At 67.9% G+C, this 21,032-nt stretch carries 21 protein-coding genes; 12 read left to right on the top strand and 9 right to left on the bottom strand.

The genetic code is table 11. The features are described 5' to 3' along the window. Nucleotides 1–971, bottom strand: a 971-nt coding sequence (locus BJQ90_RS05345; RefSeq protein ID WP_413463643.1) for a DUF222 domain-containing protein, incomplete at its 3' end; no start/stop codon positions are given. Nucleotides 972–1,121: 150 nt separating this feature from the next. Between BJQ90_RS05345 and BJQ90_RS05340 the strand changes: the two genes are divergently transcribed. Then, nucleotides 1,122–1,631: a hypothetical protein gene (locus tag BJQ90_RS05340; RefSeq protein ID WP_226759268.1), complete on the top strand. Its 510-nt coding sequence runs from the start codon at nucleotides 1,122–1,124 to the stop codon at nucleotides 1,629–1,631. A 10-nt stretch (nucleotides 1,632–1,641) separates the two neighbouring features. Here the strand turns inward: BJQ90_RS05340 and BJQ90_RS05335 are convergent, their stop codons facing one another. Then, the gene (locus tag BJQ90_RS05335) at nucleotides 1,642–3,132 is read right to left on the bottom strand and encodes an amidohydrolase (RefSeq protein ID WP_226759267.1); all 1,491 of its coding nucleotides are present in this window, start codon (nucleotides 3,130–3,132) and stop codon (nucleotides 1,642–1,644) included. Nucleotides 3,133–3,464: 332 nt separating this feature from the next. On the opposite strand from BJQ90_RS05335, the gene BJQ90_RS05330 reads away from it, so the two are divergent. From BJQ90_RS05330 to BJQ90_RS05290, 9 genes are all read left to right on the top strand, one after another. Beyond that, nucleotides 3,465–3,836: a hypothetical protein gene (locus tag BJQ90_RS05330; RefSeq protein WP_226759266.1), complete on the top strand. Its 372-nt coding sequence runs from the start codon at nucleotides 3,465–3,467 to the stop codon at nucleotides 3,834–3,836. Continuing rightward, entirely contained in the window at nucleotides 3,833–4,888 is a 1,056-nt protein-coding gene (locus BJQ90_RS05325; RefSeq protein WP_226759265.1) for a zinc-dependent alcohol dehydrogenase family protein, read from the top strand. The genes BJQ90_RS05330 and BJQ90_RS05325 overlap by 4 nt, the downstream gene beginning before the upstream one ends. Next, nucleotides 4,885–5,331: a flavodoxin family protein gene (locus tag BJQ90_RS05320; protein ID WP_226759264.1), complete on the top strand. Its 447-nt coding sequence runs from the start codon at nucleotides 4,885–4,887 to the stop codon at nucleotides 5,329–5,331. Before BJQ90_RS05325 ends, BJQ90_RS05320 begins: the two co-directional genes overlap by 4 nt. A 36-nt stretch (nucleotides 5,332–5,367) precedes the next feature. Then, nucleotides 5,368–7,125 carry a DUF4389 domain-containing protein gene (locus tag BJQ90_RS05315; protein WP_226759263.1) on the top strand — a complete coding sequence of 586 codons (1,758 nt, stop codon included), beginning with the start codon at nucleotides 5,368–5,370 and terminating at the stop codon, nucleotides 7,123–7,125. Between the two features lie 191 nt (nucleotides 7,126–7,316). After that, complete coding sequence (locus tag BJQ90_RS05310) at nucleotides 7,317–8,153, top strand: DUF4397 domain-containing protein (RefSeq protein WP_226759262.1); 837 nt, start codon at nucleotides 7,317–7,319, stop codon at nucleotides 8,151–8,153. 79 nt (nucleotides 8,154–8,232) lie between these two features. Continuing rightward, a complete protein-coding gene (locus BJQ90_RS05305) occupies nucleotides 8,233–8,949 on the top strand; it encodes a class F sortase (RefSeq protein ID WP_226759261.1) in 717 nt (238 codons plus the stop codon). After that, nucleotides 8,946–9,575, top strand: coding sequence for an RNA polymerase sigma factor (locus tag BJQ90_RS05300; RefSeq protein WP_226759260.1), 630 nt, complete (start codon nucleotides 8,946–8,948; stop codon nucleotides 9,573–9,575). The genes BJQ90_RS05305 and BJQ90_RS05300 overlap by 4 nt, the downstream gene beginning before the upstream one ends. Continuing rightward, on the top strand, nucleotides 9,562–10,353 hold the full coding sequence (locus BJQ90_RS05295; protein WP_226759259.1) for an anti-sigma factor domain-containing protein: 792 nt from the start codon (nucleotides 9,562–9,564) through the stop codon (nucleotides 10,351–10,353). The genes BJQ90_RS05300 and BJQ90_RS05295 overlap by 14 nt, the downstream gene beginning before the upstream one ends. Before the next feature lie 81 nt (nucleotides 10,354–10,434). Further along, entirely contained in the window at nucleotides 10,435–11,214 is a 780-nt protein-coding gene (locus tag BJQ90_RS05290; RefSeq protein WP_226759258.1) for an SDR family NAD(P)-dependent oxidoreductase, read from the top strand. A 36-nt stretch (nucleotides 11,215–11,250) separates the two neighbouring features. Here BJQ90_RS05290 and BJQ90_RS05285 read toward each other — a convergent pair whose 3' ends face one another. The 4 genes from BJQ90_RS05285 to BJQ90_RS05270 form a co-directional block, all read right to left on the bottom strand. Continuing rightward, nucleotides 11,251–12,369 carry a sulfite oxidase gene (locus BJQ90_RS05285; RefSeq protein ID WP_413463642.1) on the bottom strand — a complete coding sequence of 373 codons (1,119 nt, stop codon included), beginning with the start codon at nucleotides 12,367–12,369 and terminating at the stop codon, nucleotides 11,251–11,253. 136 nt (nucleotides 12,370–12,505) lie between these two features. Further along, nucleotides 12,506–13,360 (bottom strand): SDR family oxidoreductase, encoded by an 855-nt coding sequence (locus tag BJQ90_RS05280; protein WP_226759256.1) that lies wholly within the window; start codon nucleotides 13,358–13,360, stop codon nucleotides 12,506–12,508. 4 nt (nucleotides 13,361–13,364) lie between these two features. Beyond that, nucleotides 13,365–14,369, bottom strand: coding sequence for an aldo/keto reductase family protein (locus BJQ90_RS05275; protein ID WP_226759255.1), 1,005 nt, complete (start codon nucleotides 14,367–14,369; stop codon nucleotides 13,365–13,367). Nucleotides 14,370–14,409: 40 nt separating this feature from the next. Further along, entirely contained in the window at nucleotides 14,410–15,105 is a 696-nt protein-coding gene (locus tag BJQ90_RS05270; RefSeq protein WP_226759254.1) for a hypothetical protein, read from the bottom strand. A gap of 226 nt (nucleotides 15,106–15,331) precedes the next feature. Here BJQ90_RS05270 and BJQ90_RS05265 point away from each other — a divergent pair, with 226 nt between their 5' ends. Then, nucleotides 15,332–15,778 (top strand): YchJ family protein, encoded by a 447-nt coding sequence (locus BJQ90_RS05265; protein ID WP_226759253.1) that lies wholly within the window; start codon nucleotides 15,332–15,334, stop codon nucleotides 15,776–15,778. Nucleotides 15,779–15,880: 102 nt separating this feature from the next. Here BJQ90_RS05265 and BJQ90_RS05260 read toward each other — a convergent pair whose 3' ends face one another. From BJQ90_RS05260 to BJQ90_RS05250, 3 genes are all read right to left on the bottom strand, one after another. After that, nucleotides 15,881–16,765 carry a TIGR04086 family membrane protein gene (locus BJQ90_RS05260; protein ID WP_226759252.1) on the bottom strand — a complete coding sequence of 295 codons (885 nt, stop codon included), beginning with the start codon at nucleotides 16,763–16,765 and terminating at the stop codon, nucleotides 15,881–15,883. A 152-nt stretch (nucleotides 16,766–16,917) separates the two neighbouring features. Further along, nucleotides 16,918–18,930: an acyl-CoA dehydrogenase family protein gene (locus tag BJQ90_RS05255; protein ID WP_226759251.1), complete on the bottom strand. Its 2,013-nt coding sequence runs from the start codon at nucleotides 18,928–18,930 to the stop codon at nucleotides 16,918–16,920. A gap of 64 nt (nucleotides 18,931–18,994) precedes the next feature. After that, entirely contained in the window at nucleotides 18,995–19,321 is a 327-nt protein-coding gene (locus tag BJQ90_RS05250) for a hypothetical protein (protein ID WP_226759250.1), read from the bottom strand. Nucleotides 19,322–19,583: 262 nt separating this feature from the next. Between BJQ90_RS05250 and BJQ90_RS05245 the strand changes: the two genes are divergently transcribed. Further along, on the top strand, nucleotides 19,584–21,032 hold the full coding sequence (locus BJQ90_RS05245) for a DUF3375 family protein (protein WP_226759249.1): 1,449 nt from the start codon (nucleotides 19,584–19,586) through the stop codon (nucleotides 21,030–21,032).

The raw sequence follows: 21,032 nt of genomic DNA, 5'->3' as shown, positions 1-21,032 counted from the left end.
TCTCCGGTGCCGGGGGCGGTGTAGAGCCGGCGGAGCCAGACGTTCAGGGCTGCGTCTTCACCGTCCGCGGCGCTGTCGCCGACGTTGTCGCCGGAGCCGGTTCCTTTTGCCTCCGGAGCCGTGAGCTGGTCGCGGGCCCAGCCGGCGGGGACGATGCCGTAGCCGGGGAGGCGGGCGGGTTCGCTGTGGCCCTGGAAGAGGGTGCGGTCGGTCATGACGAGCTGGATTTCGATCCCGCTGATCCCGCCGGGGGTCCCGGTGGTGCGTTCGATGAGGGCGTCGGCCATGAGCTGGGCGCGGGTGCGGGGGTCCCCGGCGGCGTGGAGGGTGTCGGCGTGCCGGGTCAGGGCGGCGTGGGCGGCGACACCGGCGGCGACGGGGAGCAGTGCGGTGAGGTAGCACATGGTGTCCGGTGCCGGGCGGAGGCTGACGTGCCGTTCGGTGGCGGCGTGGCTGGCGCGGGCGGTGACGGTGCGGGGGTCCCGGCGGTAGGCGGCGGTGCGGGCCGCGGCGATAATTTGCCGGTCCCCGGCCCCGTTGAAGGTCCCGGTGTCGGCGGCGAGTTCCTCATCCACGGCGGCCCGGTCCGCCGCGGAGAGGCACGCGGTTTCCTTCACGAGCAACGTGGCGCGCCATTCGTTGAGGGCCCCGCCCTCCAGGGCCGCGAGGGTGTGGGGCATTTCGGTGACGAGGGCTTTGGCCAGGCCCAGGAGGCGTCCGCCGCGGGCCGGGGATTCCCGCCGGGCCAGGGCGATCTGCGCGCCGGCCCCGGCACCCAGCTCCGCCGCCGGCACCCCAAGGTTCCGCTGTTCGCGGCGCTGGAGCAGGTCAAAGGCCACGGACAGACGGGCCTGACGGGCAGCCAGGGCAGACTTTCGGTCTTCCAGGGACCGGATTTCCGCAATCAAGCCCGCACCGTCCAGCTCAGGGCCGCCGCCGCCCAGCGCGACGGCCGCGTCTTCCGTGACCATCACACCAACCGCCGCTTCCGGAACCACATCGGGCACCTGCTTGCCGTCCATGGAATCAGACTATCGGGCACCTGCGACATTAAAAGCGGCCACGGAGCTGCATATCCGTAAGCTGTGATTGAACGCCCAGCGCCCCGATCCAAGGAACCCATGCCAGCCAACAGACAGTCACTGAAAGAGGACGGTTTCACCGGTTTCCGGCCCCTCGCTGACCTTGACATCAACCGGATCCCGCAGAAACCCGGGATCTTCGCGGTGCTGCAGCCCGAGGGCTTCCGGCCGCAGTTCCTGGCCAAAAGCACGGCCGGAATCTTCAAGAAGAAGGACCCCACCCTGAAGCCGGCAGCACTCAAAGCCGAATGGGTCGACGGCGCGGACGTCCTCTATGTGGGCAAGGCCGGCCCCGGGAGCAAGGGAAACCGTGGGCTGCGCCGGCAGATCCAGGAATTCGTCGACTTCGGCGCCGGCAGGCCGCCTGGCCACTGGGACGGCCGGCTGATCTGGCAGCTCGCCGCGGCCGGGTCGCTGATCGTCGCGTGGAAGGAGCTGCCCGTTGAGCAGCTCAACGCGGCCGAAGCCGGTTGCCACGCCGCGTTTGTGGATGAGTACGGCCAGCTGCCATTCGCCAACCTGATCCAGTCGCGGGTCAAAGGCAGCTAAGCCCAGCTGGTCAGACGCCGCCTCGGAAGGTAAAGCGCCCCGCCACTAGGGTCGCGGCCACCGGCATCGCGGCAAAGACAGCGTCGGACACCGCCAGCGGGTCGCCGTCGAGCATTGCGAAATCCGCCGGATCCCCCCGCCGGATCCTGCCCCGTCCGCGCGTTGACGCGGTCAGGGCCTCCACCCGGGTGAGTGCCTGCTCCGGGTGCCAGGGCTCCCGCCCGTCCCTCCGCGCCCGGGTGGTGGCCGCCGACATGGCGGTCCACGGCTCCAGCGGCGCCACCGGCGCATCGGAGCCCAGCGCCAGGGTGGCCCCGGCGGCCAGCAGCGACCGCAGCGGGAACGCCCGGTCCGTGCGCCCGGCCCAGTTGGAATCGGCAGCATCACGGTCGTCCAGGGCATGGGCGGGCTGGACGCTCGCCGTCAGTCCCAGCTCGCCGAAGCGGGCGAAGTCCTGGCCGCGGACAAACTGGGCATGCTCAATCCGGCCGGCGATCCCGGCCGCTGCAAAGGCATTCAGCGCCACCTCGTTGGCGCCATCGCCGATCGCATGCACCGCAGGAACGAAGCCGGACTCCCTGGCCCGGGCCAGCAGTTCCAGCAGTTCCGGTTCGCTTACTGTGAGCAGCCCATGGCCGCCGTGCGGATACGGGTCCACACAGTACGCCGTGCGGGTGTTCAGCGAGCCGTCGATCAGCACCTTGAGCGGGCCCACCCGCAGCAGCCCCGCCCCGCCGTCGAGCTCCTGCCCGGTCCGCATCCCGTCCGCAATGGCCCGCGACAGGTCCTGCGGATAGACCCCGACGTCCACCCGGAAATAGTCGAAACCAGCAGCCACCCGCCGCCGCCACACGTCGCGGTTCCAGGTCATTTCGAAATCGACAATCCCCACTATCCCGCGTGCCGCCGCCGCCTGTCCGGACTCCCGCACCCAGGCATCCACGACGGAGTCCGGCAGTTTGCCCAGCTCGCGGGTCAGTTCAAAGGCCGGTTCCTCACGCAACAGCCCGGACGCGTCCACCGCCACTCCGTAGCGTTCGGCCGCCGCGCTGTTGAGCCAGACGCAGTGCAGATCATGACTCAGCAGCGCAGTCGGCCGGCCCCGGGTGGCGCCGTCGAGCAACTCCCGACTGGGAACATCCGGCCAGGCGGCGTCGCGGAAACCGACGCCCACCACGGTCAGGCCGCCGTCGTAATGGCCGGCCAGATGGGAGCGTACGACGTCGGCCGCCTCACGCGCCGAGGCGGCGCCGGAGAGGTCGATCCGGTTGGCGGCGAGGGCCCACTGGGTCATGTGGACATGCTCATCCCACAGCCCCGGAATGATGTAGCGGCCGTCCAGATCAACCACTCGGGAACCGGGGCTCCCGGGCATCCCGGCGGGACCGATCCGCGAAACGACGCCGTCAGTCACGTGCACGTCGTGAAGCGCCGTCCCGCCGGGAAACCGCCCCGAGGCGAGCACGAGGTCGTTCACGGCATTGGCAGGAGTCTCAGGCATAGGGAACAGGCTATGGGCCGGAGCGCTCTGCACCAATCCGAACCCGCGGACGGCGCGGGTTCCGGGCGCCTACACGGACACGGGACTTTCGCCTCTTGCCCAGGAATCGCGCCCCCACCATGCTGGATTTCGGGAGGTTCCTGCACGGCCATTGGGGGATGAACCGCTTGTATCAGTTGTACGGTCTCGCTCAAACCTTGGGGAAGGAAAAGGCATTCTGCTCGTTGCCGCGCCGGCGGGAACTTGCAGGAGACCGCAGCCAACATGACTGTCACCAACGATTTTTGCTACTTTGAGTCAGCTCACAGCCTGCGGGGGAGCTCTGATGCCCCGTGACCCACAGGCAGCACGGAAACCGGGCCAGCGCTTACTACGCGCACCCATCACACGGGGATCCCCGCATCAGAGTGCTCATCAGGATCGACGCCATTGAGGAGTCGGCGCGTGTCAACGTCCGGGGCGTCGTTACCCCCGCCAACATCAAGGCCCTGTATGTGGTCTGCCGTCGGGTGACAGCCAAACTGCCCAGCTATGAAATCGTGGTGGACCTCGCCCATGCCCGCGTGACGGCCGAGGCCATCGAAGAACTCCACGAGCACGCCCGTCACTCGGTTATGTCATCCGGCATCGACGGCTCCGTAACCCCGTGCCGGCTGCGCATCGTGGATCCGCCCACCATCCTCAGAATCAAGGAGAACGCATGAAAGCCCTCGTATATGGCGGTCCCGGAGAAAAGTCCTGGACGGACGTCCCCGATCCCAAGATCCAGAATCCCAGCGACGTGATCGTCAAAGTGGAAACCACCACGATCTGTGGCACGGACCTCCATATCCTCAAGGGCGATGTTCCCGCCGTGACCAAGGGCCGGATCCTGGGCCACGAAGGCGTCGGAACCATCACCGAGGTCGGCTCCTCAGTCACCAGCCTGAAGGTGGGGGACCGCGTCATCATCTCCTGCATCAAGTCCTGCGGCCACTGCGCCAACTGCAAAACCGGGCTTTACTCGCACTGCATGGGCGAGGAAGGCGCGTCCGGCATCGGCTGGGTCTTCGGCCACCTGATCGACGGCACCCAGGCCGAGTACGTCCGCGTCCCCTACGCCGAAAACTCCCTCCACCTGCTCCCCGAGGGCGTCACCGACGAGCAGGCCGTGATGCTCTCCGACATCCTCCCCACCGGCTTCGAGATCGGCGTTCAGTACGGCCGCGTCAAGCCCGGCGACACGGTCGCCGTCGTGGGGGCCGGCCCGGTGGGCCTCGCCGCGATCGCCACCGCCGGACTCTATGGTGCCGCCACCATCATCGCCGTTGACCTTGACGCGAACCGGCTGGAAAAGTCCCGCGAGTTCGGCGCCACCGACGTCGTCCTCTCCAGCGACGCCGACTGGAAGGAGCAGGTGCTCGCGTTGACCGACGGGCAGGGCGTGGACGTGGCAATTGAGGCCGTCGGCATCCCGGCCACTTTCGGTATGTGTGTCTCCGTCGTCCGGCCGGGCGGCAACGTGGCCAACGTCGGCGTGCACGGCAAGTCCGTGGAGCTCCATGTTGAGGACCTCTGGATCCAGAACATCAACATCAGCATGGGTCTGGTGAATGCCAACACCACCCCGATGCTGCTCAAGCTCGTGGCCCAAAAAAAGGTGCCGGCGGAGAAGTTCGCCACCCACCACTTCAGCTTCGATCAGTTCCTGGAGGCCTATGACACTTTCGCCCGGGCAGCGGAAACGAAGGCTCTGAAGGTAGTGATCACGGCATGAAAGCCCTGGTTGTCTACGATTCGGCGTACGGCAACACACAATCGGTAGCCGAGGCGATCGCCGGCTCGCTCGAGGGGCTCCAGGCGAGTTCCGTCCCGGTCGGGGACTTCAAGCCCGAGACTCTCTCGGCCGGGGACCTCCTCGTGGTCGGAAGCCCGATCAACGGATGGCGCCCGACGCCGAAAATCACCGCGCTGCTCTCGGCCCTGGGAAACGGTGCCCTCACCGGTGTCAAGGCTGCCGCGTTCGACACCCGCGTCCGGATGTTCATCCACGGCGACGCTGCCAAGAAGATAACCCATGCCCTGAAGGCCGGCGGGGCCGACATCATCGCCGAACCCATGCCTTTCTACGTAAGAGGCAGCGAAGGACCGCTGCGCAGTGGCGAAATCGAGAAAGCCGAGGGATGGGCACGAACCCTGCTCACCTCACTCACGAGCTGAGTCAGCTGATCTGAGTTATCTGAAAGGACGGCGGCCATGCGACCAGGCCGGATAGTCATGCTGGTGCTGGGAACTCTCAGCGCGCTCATCGGGCTGGGGTTGCTGGCCGGTGCCGGCGCCGCGGGTTTCGCCAATTACCTGCAACGCGATAACGGATACTTCACGAGCCCGGCGGAACGTTACGTCACGAACTCCTACGCACTGACAACACCCCGCCTGGACATCATGACCGACGGCGGAGTGCCTGACACCGCCCCGGTAGGCGTCGTCGGAAGTCTCATGCTCAGCGGTTCGGCGTTGGCCGGCAAGGATGTCTTCATCGGGATCGGGCCGCGGAGCGACGTGGCGGCCTATCTGGATGGCGTCAGCCATTCCGAGATCACCGAGGTCCGGTTCAACCCGTTCCGGGTGGAGTACCGCGATGTGGCCGGAGCCAAGGTTCCGGCGAGGCCCGCGGACCAAAGCTTTTGGGCTGCGTCCGCCACCGGCCCGGGGGAGCAGCAGCTGAAATGGGATCTGCGCTCCGGCAGCTGGGCTGTGGTGATCATGAACGCCGACGGCAGCGCCCCGGTGGCCGTGGAAATGAAAGCCGGAGCCCGCTCCGACCTGCTGTGGCCCGTTTTCATCGGGCTGCTGATCGGCGGAATCGTGCTCCTTCTCATTGGAGTTCCCTTGATTGTGCTTGGCGCAGCAGGGCTGGGCCGCGGCAAGGCCGGCCCGCCTCTGCCCGGTCAGCCAGTGCCCGGCCAGCCGCAGCCAATGGCCGGACAGCCGCAGCCGCTGGCCGGACAGCCGCAGCCGCTGGCCGGGTCCTCCGCGCCCCCGCTTTATGCCGCGGGTGCGGTGCCGGGTGGGGTGGCGGGCGTCCCGCCGGCTGCCGGGGTGGTCTATCCGGCCCGGCTCAGCGGCTATCTGGACCCGAACCTGTCCCGCTGGAAGTGGCTGTTCAAGTGGCTTCTGGCGATCCCGCACTTCATCGTCCTCTTCTTCCTCTGGTTTGCGTTCGGCGTGGTGACGATCGTGGCGTGGTTCGCGATCCTGTTCACCGGGCGATACCCGCGCTCGCTGTTCAACTTCAACGTCGGGGTGATCCGCTGGAGCTGGCGGGTGGCCTTCTACTCCTACGGGGCGCTCGGCACGGACATCTATCCCCCCTTCACCTTGGAGCGCACCAACTACCCGGCTGACTTCGACGTCGACTATCCCGAGAAATTGTCCCGGGGCCTGGTGTTCGTCAAGTCCTGGCTGCTGGCCATCCCGCACCTGCTGATCATCGCGTTGCTGACCGGGACCGCGCAGACCTGGGTATACCGCGACGGCCATTGGGTGCAGGTCGGCGTGGGGGCCTCCCTGTTTGGGTTGCTGGTCTTCATCGCCGGGGTCATCCTGCTGTTCACCGGTGTGTACCCTCGGGGTCTCTTCGACTTCCTGATGGGCCTGAACCGCTGGATCTACCGCGTCAGCGTGTACGTTTCCCTGATGCGCGACGAATACCCGCCGTTCCATCTGGACATGGGGCCGTGGGATCCGGGCGACACGCCTGCCATTCCCCCTGCGGTGCCGCCCGTCGCGCCCGGATTCGCGCCAGTTCCGGGAGGTCCCGGTGCCGCCCCGCCGTTGTACGGTCAGCCCGGTCCGGGTGAGACAGGTGAGCACTTCCCTGGTGGGGCCGGCCCGGCCACGTCCGCTCCGGCCGATGACCACGCGGGCTTTTATGGTATCGGCGGACCCGCAGCCCCGGGCCCGGACAAACCGGAAGCCCCCGCCGGCCCGGACAACCGGCCGCGCGTCTAGGGCGCTCCGGCACAGCTCCAGCCGCGGCCGGGCAGCTCGCCAGAGCCGCCCGGCCGCTTTGCTGTGCCAGCTGCGCCAGCACCTCCCTCAATAAATATCTACATGCATGTGCATCCAAACGGCCCCGTGCGCCGGTAGTTAGGGGTGTAAGCAAGAATCGCCCGCCTGGCGGGCCGTTGAAGGAGATGTAAATGCGTACCAGCCTTTTCACAGCAGGCGCCGTGGCAATCGCGGCAGCTCTCACCCTTGCCGGCCCCGCTGAGGCGGCCGAGTCCGATGCCCAGCTGTCTGTTCTCCACGGAGTGCCGGGACTGACCGTTGACGTCTGGGTCAACGGCGAACGCACCCTGGACGATTTCGCCCCCGGTACCCTGGCCGGTCCGCTGGCCCTGCCGGCCGGGGACTACGACCTTGCCATCACCGCTGCCGATGCCGCGGATGCCTCCGCCCCCGTGATCGGGCCTGTGAAGGTCACCCTCGCCGCCAGCGGCAACTACACGGCGGTGGCTAACCTCGATGCCGAGGGCAAGCCGACGGCCAACTTCTTCACGAACGACGTTTCCCAGATCGATCCCGGCAAGGGCAAGCTCACGGTCCGCCACACGGCAGCGGCACCGGCAGTGGACATCCTGGCCGGCGGTTCTCCCGTCATCTCCGGCCTGGTCAACCCCAATGAGGAGACCCTCACGCTCGATCCCGGCACCTTGTCCGCCGCGGTGGCCGCCGCCGGCACCACGGCTCCGGTGATCGGCCCGGCCGATGTGACGGTCGCGGAAGGCACCCACACGGTGGTGTACGCGTGGGGCAGCCTCGCCGACAAGAACCTGCAGCTGGCCGTGCAGAACATTGAGGGCCTGCATTCCGCGCCCGCCGGTGTTCCCGGCGGACGCTCCGGCGCCGCTGACGCGGGGACCGCATCAGCCGGTCAGGCAGCCGCCGCGGCAGGCATCGGCGCCGCAGTCCTCCTGCTAGTGGGCGGCGTGGTCGCTGTGGCCCGCAAGCAGCCGGCGCTCCGCCGCACCCGCTAGGCCGCAGCCGCTATCCCCTGCCGCCCGGTCAACCGCCGGGCGGCAGGCCCCTGAGTTCCAAGACTGCAGGAGGACGGACATGAACCGCACGACGACGGCGGAGGCCACCTGGCGCCCCCCGGCTTCTGCCCTGCGGGCGGCCGCACAGAGCTCCTCCGGGAGGATCGCGGCCGCCGCCCTCACGATTTCGCTGTTGCTGGCGGGCTGCACTGCGCGCCAGGACGCCGCCACTCCGCGACCCCTGGCCACGGACAGATCTGCCACGGAGGAAACTGCCACGGTGCCAGCCGCGCCCGCCCCGGGGTCAGCCATCCCGGTCCGGCCGGCGACGCCCCTGTCCCCGACGCCCAAGAACCCGGCCCCGCGCTTCCTCACTGTGGACGGGACCGCCATCAACATGTCGATCGTGGAGGTGGGAGTCAGCCCAGACGGGGCAATGGAGATCCCAGAATCCTTCAACGAGGCCGGCTGGTACCGCTTCGGCCCGGCTCCCGGAGCCGCCGCAGGCGCAGCAGTGGTCGCGGCGCACGTCGACACAACCTCCGATTCGGCGCCTTTTTCCCAACTCAAATCGCTCGAACCGGGCACCTTTGTGACGGTCCGGCGCGAGGGGGCCGCGCCCCTGACATTCCGGGTGACGGGGGTGGAACTCATGGCCAAGGACGCGTTCGACGGCGCGTCCATCTTCCGGCGCGACGGGCCGCACCAGCTGAAGCTGGTGACCTGCGGCGGCCGGTGGCTGGACGAACAACAGGACTACGGCGACAATGTGATTGTTACGGCGGTGCCTGCATGATTCACGACGCAGCGCTCATCGTCGCCACCAGCAGGGGGAAGGAGCCGGACTTGGCGCCTTTCGAGGCCTCTTCCGCTTGGGACTCGGGACTGAACGAGTTTTTTGCCGCCGGTGACGAAACCGCGCTGGCAGAGGCGTACCGGCAGTTCGCGCCCCTGGTGCACACTCTGGCGCTCCGGTCGCTGCGCGACAACGCCGCGGCCGATGACGTCACCCAGGAAGTGTTCATCCGGGTGTGGCGCTCCCGGTCTTCGTTTGACCCGGCGAAAGCGCGGCTGCCGGCGTGGATCGTGGGCATCACCCGGAACGTGATCACGGATGCGCAGGCGGCCTCGATGCGGGAAACCAGGAAGGTGCTGGCCGCCGTCGAGCTCTCTCCGGACCTGGAACAGGCCGCCGGGCACGCATCCGCGGAGGTACTGGCCGACCGCCTGCTGCTGGACGGGGAACTGGAAAAGCTGGGGGAACCGCAAGGGTCCATCCTCAGGCTGGCCTTCTACGATGACCTGACGCATTCGCAGATTTCACAGAAACTGGACCTGCCCCTTGGTACGGTCAAAAGCCACATCCGCCGCAGCCTGTCCCAGCTCAGAAGCCGATTGGAGGTAGACCGTGCAACATCTTGACCCGGAGTCCCTGAGCCTGCTTGCCCTCGGCGAAAAGCTCGGAGACGACGCCGCGGACCACCTCCGTTCCTGCGCCAGCTGCGCCGCGGAGTACGTGGGGCTCCGCCGCGCCGTCGTGGCAGCGAAGCCAGGACACGACGCCGCTGCGCTGGAGTCACCGGGACCGCAGGTGTGGGCCGGAATCCACAGCGACCTGGGGCTTTCCGCCGCTGTCGCCGACGACCCGCTTGGATCCCCGAGCTCGAAGGGTTCCCGGCCGCCGTCATCGGCGCAATCCGGCTCCCCGACGCCGCTCCCGACCCGGCAGCAAAGGACAGGACGGAAGCGGGAACCTGGCGGGGTCTCGGGTTGGATCCGCCGGCCGGGGGTGTGGCTGGCGGCCGCCGCGGCCACAGCACTGCTGGCAGCCGGGGTCTTCTGGTCCGTCGAGCAGAACCAACCGACTGTGCCCCCGCTGGCCCAGGCTCAACTCACTCCCGTAGACCAGCATTCCGCCACAGGATCGGCCCGGGTCGTCGAGGCCAAGGACGGGCAGCGCACCTTGGAGGTGCGGGTCGACAAGAACGAGGCCCGTGGGTACCAGGAGGTCTGGCTGATCGCGCCGGATCTGTCCCGACTGGTGAGCCTGGGAGTCATGACCTCCGACACCGGGACGTTCTCTGTTCCGGCGGGCCTGGATTTGCGCGATTACCCGATCGTGGACGTATCCGACGAACCGGTCGACGGCAATCCCGCGCACTCCAGCGTGAGCATTGTCCGCGGAACCCTGGCCTTGTAACCTGATCCCCCTCTTGCCAGCGGACCCGGGCGAGAACATAGTGGAGGGAATTTACCACTCCACCGCGGGAGGCAGGCGATCATGCTGAACAACGAGGTGCCGGGAAGCGGGTTGCTGCAGGGCAAGACCGCTCTGATCTACGGTGCGGGCGGTTCCATCGGCGGCGCCGTCGCCCGGGCTTTCGCGGCGGAGGGCGCCTACGTCCACCTCGCCGGACGCACCGAGTCTCCGCTGGAAAAAGTGGCCCGGGACATCCAGGAGAAGGGCGGCCTGGCCGAAACGTCCGTCGTCGATGCGCTGGACGAGGAACAGGTCGACGCGTTTGTGGACCGGGTGGCGAGGAAGACCAAACGGATTGATATCTCCTTCAACGTCATTTCCTTCGGCGACATCCAGCAGCCCCTGATGGAAATTGACGTCAATGACTTCACGCAGCCGATCGGGCTGGCCACACGCACCCATTTCCTCACCACCCGGGCCGCGGCGACCCGCATGATCAAACAGCGCTCCGGTGTGGTGCTGATGTTCGGCGGCTCCGGTCCCCAGACCGTGCCCGGGCTCGGCGGCTTCAAGGTGGCCCTGGACGCGATGGAGGGGCTGCGCCGGCAATGGGCCCTGGAATTGGGCAAACACGGCATCAGGGTGGTCACGATGGTGTCCGGCGGGATCATCGAGACGATCCCGTGGCAGACGGAAGGGCGGGAGGAGATCATCGTGGAGATCGCCAGGTCCGCCCACCTGAACCGCACCGCGACGCTGGCCGACGTCGGGAACGTCGCCTGCTTTGTGGCCTCCGACAAGGCCGGCGCCATCACCGACGCCACGGTCAACATCTCCGCCGGCGCCATCGTGGACTACTAGGGGCTATGCCACCAGGTTCGCCGCGGGGCCGTCCCGTTACTGGACCGTCACCTTGACCCGCTGCACCACGTTGTTGCCCATGCCCTGGTAGTTCCAGACCTGCTCCAGCGGCTGGGTGGCACCGGTGGCGTCGGTGGCGCGGCAGGACAACTCGTGTTCCCCGGGGTCGGCCACCCACGGCAGGGACCAGGCGCACCAGGCGAAGGGCGCGGCCGGGTGCTGCAGCTGCGCCGGCGCCCACTTGGCATCGATTCCCACCTCGACGCGCCGCACCGCACCCTCGCCTGACCACGCCCGGCCGGTCAGCATCACCGGCCCGGCCGGCACGATCCGGCTCCGCGTGAAGAAGTCCGGTACGCCCGGGGGGACCATCAGTGCGCGGACCTTGATCCAGCTGACCGGCGTGCCGGCGTCGTCCGCGTCCTGCTGGTAGCGGTACGCGACGGATTGCTGGAACCCCTCGAACGGCTTGGTCAGCACCGTGATCGAGGACAGCCACTTCACGCTCGCCATGCCGTACCAGCCCGGGACCACCAGCCGCAGCGGGTAGCCGTGCTGCGGCGGCAGCTCATTGCCGTCCATCTCGTAGGCCAGCACGATGTCGGGGCGCAGCGCCTCGGCAATCGGGAGGCTCCGGGCGAACTGCTGCCGGACCCCGCCCTGGATTCCGCTGTCGGCACCGGTGAACACCACCTCCACGGCGTCGTCTTCCACCCCGGCCTGGGTCAGCAGGTAGGCGAGCGGGACCCCGGTCCACACGGCGGTGCCGACTGCCTCGAGCTGCCAAGGCTGGCTGAGCGGGCGGGGCCGCAGCAGTGCGCGCCCGTTACCGGCGCATTCCAGGGTCACCGGGACGCTGATCATCGGCGCCCGGCGGAGCGCTTTCAGGTTCAGCTCCAACGACCGCTGCACGGCACCGCCGATCTGCAAGTGCCAATGCGCGGCATCGATGAACGGGATGTCGAAATGGTTCAGCAGGTAATGCAGCCCGGCCGGTGTGGTGTCACTCCGCAGGGCCTCCAGCGGCATCGAGTGATTCCGCACGGCGAGCTGGAGTTCCTCCGTCGTCAGCGGGCCGTGGCTCGGTTCGCCGGGGTGCGGCGCGAGCTTCCGTCCGTGGCGCGGTGTTTTCAAGATGGACGAGTGTCGCGACATCTGCTTTGGCATGGCACTGCGATTCTGTTCCGGACCGGCCCGGCTTTGGACCGGTGTCACCCGCCTTCAGGTCTACGCCGCAGCCCGGAACGCGTCAATACTGTCCAGTCCGGCATGGTGGTGGCTGCGCGCGGGGCTAAATCGTGTGCGACTCGGCCAGGAATTGCGCCAGGCCCAGCGGTTCGCGCCCGGTGAGTTCGTGGACGGCCGACGTCGGCCCGGCCAGTTCGCCAGCGGCGATCGCGGTGTAGGTGCTCACCCAGGCGTCCACCTGCCACGGCGGAGCACCATAGGAGGCCCGCGAGGCGTAGGCCTCCTCGAGGGTCTCATTGTGGAAAGTGATGGTCCGGCCGGTCCCGGCGGTGAGGAGTTCCGCCGCCGTGGCCAGGGCAATGTCTTCGGGGCCGGTGAGATCGTAGCTTCTGCCGAGGTGCAAGGCCGGGTCCCGGAGCACGGTGACGGCGGAACGCGCGATGTCCGCCCGGGCGACGGCTGCCATGACACCGTCCCCGGCGGGGCCGCGGATAACGCCGTCCTCACCCGCCAGCAGCGGCAGGAAGTCCAGGTAGAAGTTGTCCCGCAGGAAGGTGAAATCCATCCCGGAGGCCTTGATGTGCTCCTCGGTGGCGAAGTGGTCCCGGCCGAGAGTGAAGACGGAATCAGCTGCCGCGCCGAAGAACGAGGTGTAGACGACGTGCTGCACGCCGGCCGCGGCCGCCGCGTCCACAAACGTGTAGTGCTGCTGCAGCCGGTCCTCGGCCTCGGCGGCGGAGACCATAAAGAGCGTCGTCACCCCCGCAAGGGCGGCTTTCGCGAGCACCGGGTCGGCGTAGCTAACCACCACGGGGACAGCGTGTTCCAGGTCCGGAGCCCGGTGGAGGTCGCGCACAAGGAGCCGCTGCGGGGTGCCGGCTTCGGCGAGCAGCCGGGCCACCAAGCCGCCCAGGTGCCCGGTGGAACCGGTGACGGCGAGCGTGGGGGCGCCGGTCATGGGCTTATGCCTCCCGGGAGGCGGGTGACTTGGTTTGCGCCGGGTCGCGTTCGGCCAGCGGGCCGATGACGGCGTCGATCTTCTCCATGATTCCGGCGTCCAGTTTCACGCCCGCGGCCGCCACGTTCTTCTCGATCTGTTCCGGCCGGGACGCGCCCATGATGGCGGAGGCCACGTTCTTGTTCTGCAGCACCCAGGCGATGCTCAGCTGGGCCATGGTCAGCCCGGCCTCCTCCGCGATCGGCTTGAGCTGCTGGACGCCGGTGAGGACCTCGTTGGACATCCAGCGCTCGATCATTTTCGAGCCACCCTTGGAATCCGTGGCGCGGCTGCCCTCCGGGGCTGGCTTGCCGGGGTGGTATTTGCCGCTCAGCACGCCCTGCGCCATCGGCGACCAGACGATCTGGGAAAGGCCAAGTTCCTCGGAAGTCGGCATCACCTCGGCCTCGATGACCCGCCACAGCATGGAGTACTGCGGCTGGTTGGAGATCAGCTGGAAGCCGAGTTCCTTGGCGAGGGCGTGGCCGTCACGGATCTGGCTGGCCGTCCATTCGCTGACGCCGATATAGAGGGCCTTGCCCTGCCGCACGATGTCCGCGAAGGCCTGCATGGTCTCTTCCAGCGGGGTTTCGTAGTCGTAGCGGTGCGCCTGGTAGAGGTCCACGTAGTCCGTCTGCAGCCGGGTCAGTGAGCCGTTGATGGCCTCCAGGATGTGCTTGCGGGACAGGCCAAGATCGTTGTGGCCCTTGGGACCGGTAGGGCCGAAGACCTTGGTGAAGATTTCCAGCGATTCCCGCCGCTCATCCCGGAGGGCCGTGCCGAGCACGGTCTCCGCGGCTGTGTTGGCGTAGACGTCCGCGGTGTCGAAGGTGCTGATACCGGCGTCGAGGGCGGCCCGGACGCACTGGGTGGCGACCTCGTTCTCCACCTGTGAACCGTGTGTGAGCCAGTTGCCGAAGGTGATTTCCGAAATCTTGAAGCCGCTGTTCCCGAGGTATCTGAATTCCATGGGTTTCACCGTAGCCGACTTGCCTGCCCGGGGTAAGGCCTCAGCCTGCTTTGCGTTCCTGGGCCTCGGGTTTGGGCAGTTGTTTGCCCTGCGGCCCGGGCAGTTGTTCGTTCAAAGGCCTGCCCAGGGGCTTCCTGGGCAGCGGCAGCCGGCCGGGGAGTGAAACCAGCGAGCCTGTGTCCAGCAGTGACTTCGCGGCGGGCATCGGGAATTTCTTGAAGGCCGGCGGGACCGTGCCGAGCTGGCCGTTCCGGTCCGTGGCTGACTCCACGAGCGGCGCCACCGCAGCTATGTCCTGGGCCGGAGCTGTGGGGCTGGGCAGTTCGCGGACCGAAACCTTGACTTCCGGGGCAGCCGCCGCCTTGGCCCGGGCGGCGGCACGGGCATCGGCCCGCGCGACGGCGGCAGACCAGTCCGGTGCCAGGACGGGTTCCTTCTTGTCCGCCTTGGCGGGTTTGCCCGGTTTGGCAGCCTTGCCGGACTGAGGCTGCCGGGCGGCTCCGATGGTCCGGAGCGGGCGGTCCTGCTGGACGGAGGGGGCAATTCGGTCGGCTCTGCTGCCGGTCCTGAACAGCCCGCGCCCGACGGCCATGACGGTCACGGCGACCAGCCGGCCGAGGCCGGCAATCACCAGCGTGGCCACAAAGACGAGGAAGAGACCGAAGAACATGACAAGCGCCACTCCCAGGGTCCCGAAGAAGGTCAGGTTGAGGGCGATGGTTGTCGGATCTCCCATTTCACCTCTCCTAACTGGCCTCGCCGCGACGTGACCCGCCCGAGCCGGCGGGCAGAGCGGGACCCCTTAACAATACGTACTTTTCCCCCCGGACACGCAGGCATCCGGCGTCTTCGCGGAGACGTGTCAAAGCTGTTATCCGTGCCGCCGGCCCGGTGCCGCCGGGCCGTGCGGCTATAGTCGGAAGGAGCCTGCCGGCGTCGTCCGGCCCCCGGAAAGGACAACTGTGACGCCCCAAGCCGCCGCCGGCCCCGGAGCCCCCGCCCAGCCGGACCCGGCCCCTTTCCAGGGCAACTGCCCCTGCCTCTCCGGGGAGCAGTACGGGGAGTGCTGCGGCCGCTTCCACCGCGGCGAGGCGGACGCTCCAACGGCTGAACAACTGATGCGCTCCCGGTACAGCGCCTTCGTCGTGCTGGACGCCGGCTACCTCCTGCGGACCTGGCACCCGGACACCCGCCCTGCGGTGCTGGAACTGGACGCGGACATGCAGTTGCGCCGGCTGGATATCGTCTCCACCGGACGCGGCGGCCCGCTGGACACCGAGGGGACCGTTGAGTTCAAGGCTTACTTCCGGCAGGACGGCGAACGCGGAGTCCACCACGAGACGAGCCGCTTCCTGCGGGTCAACCGCCGTTGGTATTACTTCAACGCCGTCGCCGTCGAGTTCGGCTGACCGGACGGCGCAGCCAGCGGGCGGTTGAGACGGGCGGTTAAACAGCTTCCGGGCGCCGGGCAGCGTTGCCCGACGCCCGGCAGGTTCCGGACGGCTGCCTGCCTAGCGTTCCAGGACCGTGTCCACCGGCGCGAACCCGGCGCGGTCCACTTTGCGGTGGAAATGCATGCCGGCGGTTCCGCCGATGACAGCGCCAACCAAAGCCACCGCGGCCACCACCACGGCAGCGATGATGCTGGTGCTGGTCAGCTGGCCCTCGTTGACCGGGATGCGGGGGAAGCTGTTGAGCTGGGCCAGGATGTTGTACTTCTGGCCTGCCACGAGGCCGAGGATGGCGACAACGACCGCGGCGATGAGGGCCCAGATCCACACCATGAACCCCTGCTTCGCTCCGTTGAAGCGTGCCATCCGGCCGGCGACGTAGCCGCCGGCGAAGTAGGACACAAACAGGATCACCAGCAGCACGATGATGCCGACGAGTCCCACGGATTCATTGCCGGAGGTGACCGTGGCGTTGACGTCCGTGTTGGTGGCAAGCCCGACGGCGGTGCCGGCGGCGGCGACCAGCGCGGTCAGCAGCACAGCCAGACCGGTGGCGGCGAGCCAGCCGAAGAAGGCCGAGCCGATCTGGATGCCACCGAACTGCTCCTTTTCGCGGGCCACCACGGTTTCGCGGGTGGGAATCTCTTCGACCACAGTGTCGCGCGGGGCAGTGACACGTGCGGGCTCGTCATGGCGCACGGCCGTTACGGGCTGGCTTCGGGTCGGCTCCGTGCGGACCGGTTCAGTGTGGACCACGTCCTGGGCCCGGGTGGGCGCGTCGGCAGCGGCACCTGTCGGGAGGGCGCTGGCGTCGTTGGCGGAGGCGGTGCCGGGGCGGGCAGCATCCTGCCGGGCGTCGTGAATCCGGGCGTCCTGGCTCACGGCCCCATCCTCGTCACGTGCGCGCCGGGGAGTTCGATCCTGGGGGCCTGCTGGGTTGCTCATCGGGACTGCTCACTTTCACTGAATGACCCGCGCCCATTGTTTGGGCCGGATACCGCAAGGCGGAGGCCGGTGTTCAGGCCTCAGGTCCACCTAATCACGGGCAGTCAAAGGTAGCAAGGATGCTTACTATTTATGGGGTGCCGGTCCCCCCGTCAGCGGTACTTCCGGTGCAGGTTGGCCTTCATCGATGCGCGCGGGCTGGCATCGGCAATCCAGGGCCCGGTTCCTTCGGACTGGTCCAGGACCCCGGCCTCCAGCCATTCGTAGTCGCCGGCCAGGACTTTGCGGGAGAGCACGTGGTCGCCGTCGTCGGTGTTCCGCCAGAGCTGGTCGAAGTATTCATCCACCCGCACCCGGGCTTGTTCACAGAACGCCTCGGCGAGTTCATAGGCGGACGCGCCCTTCTCCGGCGAGGTCCGTAGCAGCATTTCCGCCCGGGAGCAGGCGGCGGCCATCGCGAACAATTCGGCCCCGATGTCCACAACCCGGCCCAGGAACGCCTGTTTGTGCTCGAGCTTCGCCTGCCACCGTCCCATCCCGTAGAACGTCTGACGGGCCAGCCGCCGGGAGGACCGCTCGACGAAGCGCAGCTGCTTTGCAAGCCGGCCGAAGTCGCTGTAGGAACGGGGGTCCATCCCTGCCCCTGCGACGAGCTTGGGCAGCCACTTCGCGTAGAAACCGGACGCGCCGACGGCGGCCCTGGCCTTGTCGGACAGGCTGGCGTCCTCGGAGGCGAGGTCTCCGGCGGCCGCAAGGTGCGCGTCCACGGCCTCGCGGGCGATCAGCAGTTTCATGATCTCCGAGGATCCCTCGAAGATCCGGTTGATGCGCAGGTCGCGGAGCTGCTGTTCGGCCGGCACGGCGCGCTCGCCGCGGGCCTCGAGCGAGTCCGCGGTTTCGAAGCCGCGGCCGCCCCGGATCTGCACCAGCTCGTCGGCGATCCGGCAGCTGATCTCCGTCGACCACAGCTTGGCGAGGGCCGCCTCGATCCGGACGTCCTTCTGCCCGGCGTCGGCCATTTCAGCGGACAGTTCGAAGACGGCGTCCAGGGCGAAGGCGCTGGCCGCAATGAAGGCGATCTTCTTGCCCACGGCTTCATGCTTGCCCACCGGCCGGCCCCACTGGGTGCGGGCATTGGACCATTCCCGGGCGATCTTCAAGCTCCACCGGCCGGAGGCGACGCAGAGCGCCGGAAGTGCCAGCCGGCCGGTATTGAGGGTGGTGAGGGCGATTTTCAGGCCCTGCCCCTCGCGGCCCAGCCGGTTGGCCGCGGGCACCCGGACCTGGTGGAAGCGGGTGACACCGTTCTCGATGCCGCGCAGGCCCATGAAAGCGTTGCGGTTTTCCACCGTGATGCCGGGAGAGTCCATCTCGACGACGAAGGCGCTGATGCCGCCCCTGTGGGCCGTGCCGTCAGCGTCGGTGCGGGACGGGACCAGCGCCATGACCACCACCAGTTCGGCGATCACGCCGTTGGTGGTCCAGAGCTTCACCCCGTCCAGGATGTAGGACTCGCCGTCATCCGAGGGCACGGCGGTGCTGCCCATCCGGGCGGGGTCGCTGCCGACGTCGGGCTCGGTCAGCAGGAACGCGGTGATGGCGCCGGCGGCGCAGCGCGGCAGGTATTCCTGCTTCTGCGCCGGGGTCCCGAAGACCTTCACCGGCTCGGGGACGCCGATGGACTGGTGCGCGGAGATCAGGGCACCGAGGCTCGGGTGGACGGAACCCAGCAACGCCAGCGCCCGCCCGTAATAGACCAGCGAGAGGCCCAGCCCGCCGTAGTCGCGGGGAATCTTCATGCCAAAGACCCCCATGTCGGCGAGGTCTTTGAGGTACTTGTCCGGAATCATCGCGTCGCGCTCGATGGTGCGCCCGGACATCGTGCGGCAATAGTCGGTCAGGCGGGCCATGAACGCTTCACCGCGTTCGACGTCGTCCGCCGGGGCTTCCGGCCAGGGGTGGATCAGGCTGAGGTCAAAGCTGCCGAGGTACAGGCCCTTGGCGAAACTGGGCCGGTCCCAACTGGTTTCACGTGCGGCTTCGGCGATGGCGCGGGCGTCGGCTGCGGTGGCGGACGGTCCGATCGCCTCAGCCGGGACCGGGACCATCGCGGCGGGGCTGTCGGCGGGATTGTCAGTGGCTGGATTCTCAACGGCGGAGCTCATCGGGCATCTCCTCTAACCGGGTTTACCGGCTCGAGCCCTGGATCCGCCGTGGGTGGAGGACCCTTCAGCTGTCCCGCAAGACTACCCGCGGGTAGGTGCCGGTACTAGGGGCCGATTGGCCCATAATCTCGGCCGCGATGTCCCCGACGAAGTCACCCGGAAGCTCAACCGTGGAGGCGTGGTGGACCAGCCGGTCCCAGGCGTGGTTGATGCCGTGGACAAGTCCCAGCAGGACGTTCGCGGCGATGATCCAGGCGAGCCGGCCAACGCCGACCAGGACCATGGCAGCGAACGACGCCGCCATCACGAAGAGCGTGAGTACCAAGGCAAAGACAAGCGTTCCCACGAACACCAGCGTTGCCGTTTCCACTGCGCTTAAGTCGAACTGCATTCTTCCCCCTGCACCATTGCTTCGGCTGAATCAGTAGCCCGAGCGTAGGGTGCGGGATGTGCCCTAGCCAGAGTCCACGGGCCGTGCCGTGCTTCTTGATACGGGATCGAAATGCTACCGGGGCGTAGGTCACGGGGCGGTTGCGGTAACCCCGGGGTGCGCGGCCGGGAATGACAGCCGGGGCCTGCGTTAACCTTGTAGCTGGCAGTTTTCCCTTATCCGCTGCCCGATCCCGATCCCACGGCCGACGTTAGGAGAGTGCGTGTCCCGCTCCGCCCTGTCCTCCGCCGACGCCATCAGCGCCCGGCTGCGCGACCTTGAACTTCTCACCAAGGGTCCCGCCTGGGCCCTGACCCGCTCGGCGCCGTGGGTGATCGCCGTGCTGCAGGCATCCTTTACCCGCACCCGGCCGCAGCTTCCGCTGGAACAGTTCCACGCCGACGTTGACGCCTTCCTTGAGCAGCTCCGCCGCCAGGACCCGGGGCTGGGTGGCACCGCCAACGGGAAGTCATTTGGCGATGAGTGGACCCGCAAAAACTTCCTGACCCGGCGAAACCAGTCCGGGCAGATCGTGTACGAGCTCACCGAACCCGCCGCCCGGGTCCTCGCTTTTCTGGACAGCCTCTCCAGCGAACGCTCCACCCTCAACGGTTCCCGGCTCGGCACGCTGCTGGGCGACGTCGAGAAGCTCGCCAACGAGACGAACCCGGACCAGAGCGCCCGGCTGGAATCCCTCGAGGAGGAGATCGGCGAACGGCGCCAGCTGATCGCGGACATCAGCTCCGGTGATTTTGACGGCCTGCTCGACGACGAGGAGGCAGTGGAGGCCGCCGGGAACATCCTGGATCTCGCAGCGAGCCTGCCCGCGGACTACAAAAAGATGCGTGACCGGATCGAAGAACTGGTGGGGGCGCTCCGCAATCAGATCATCGAAGAGTCCCTGAGCAAGGGCGCCACGATGGCCCAGGTGCTGGAAGCGGACAAGCGACTGCGGCAGAGCCCGGAGGGGAGGACCTTCCGCTCCTTCACCGCGTTCCTGGAGGACCCGCAGCAGCAGCTGCGTTTCCGTTCGGCGATCGGCGAGGTGCTCAGCCGGCAGTTCGCCGACGACCTCAGCCATGAGGAACGCGAGACGCTGAAGAACCTGGTGGCGGAATTGCGGACCCAGCACAGCCAGATCCAGCGGATTTACGGCAAGCTCAGCGAAAGCCTGAACACCTATGTCCAGAGCGACGACTTCCGCCAGTCCGTCCGGCTCCGCAAGGTCTTGAGGGAGGCCGAGCAGGCCATCCGGTCCCTGCCGTACGAGCGCGAACGCCCCGGGCTGGTCCGCGGACCGGTGCTGTTCACCGCCGGCTTCGAGTCCCTGGCCATGGTGAAGCTGTTCGACCCGGACGATTTCGCGGCCCCGCCCAAGCTGGCCGACCCCATCGCCTTCAGCGACTCGGACCGCGTGCGCTCGCCGCGGACCGGCAAAGCCAGCCCCCAGGCGATCCGCGCCGCGTTCGCCGGAGCTTCCAGCCTGGCCGAGGCGTGGGAGCAGCTCCCGCCGGGGGAACACCACATTAACTCGATCCGCGCGCTGCTCTCGCACGCCCTGCACCAGGGTGCCGGCTTCGACCGCGAGGCCTGGGACACCCTCGACTTCGAACAGATCGACGGCTCCACGCGCACCGCGTACCTGCCGGTCGTCACGCTTAAGAAGGATTGA

The organism is Arthrobacter sp. SO3, from assembly GCF_020532825.1.
Classification (GTDB): domain Bacteria; phylum Actinomycetota; class Actinomycetes; order Actinomycetales; family Micrococcaceae; genus Arthrobacter.
The sequence above is the reverse complement of the archived record's forward strand: the minus strand, read 5'-3'. Positions and strand labels throughout refer to the sequence as shown.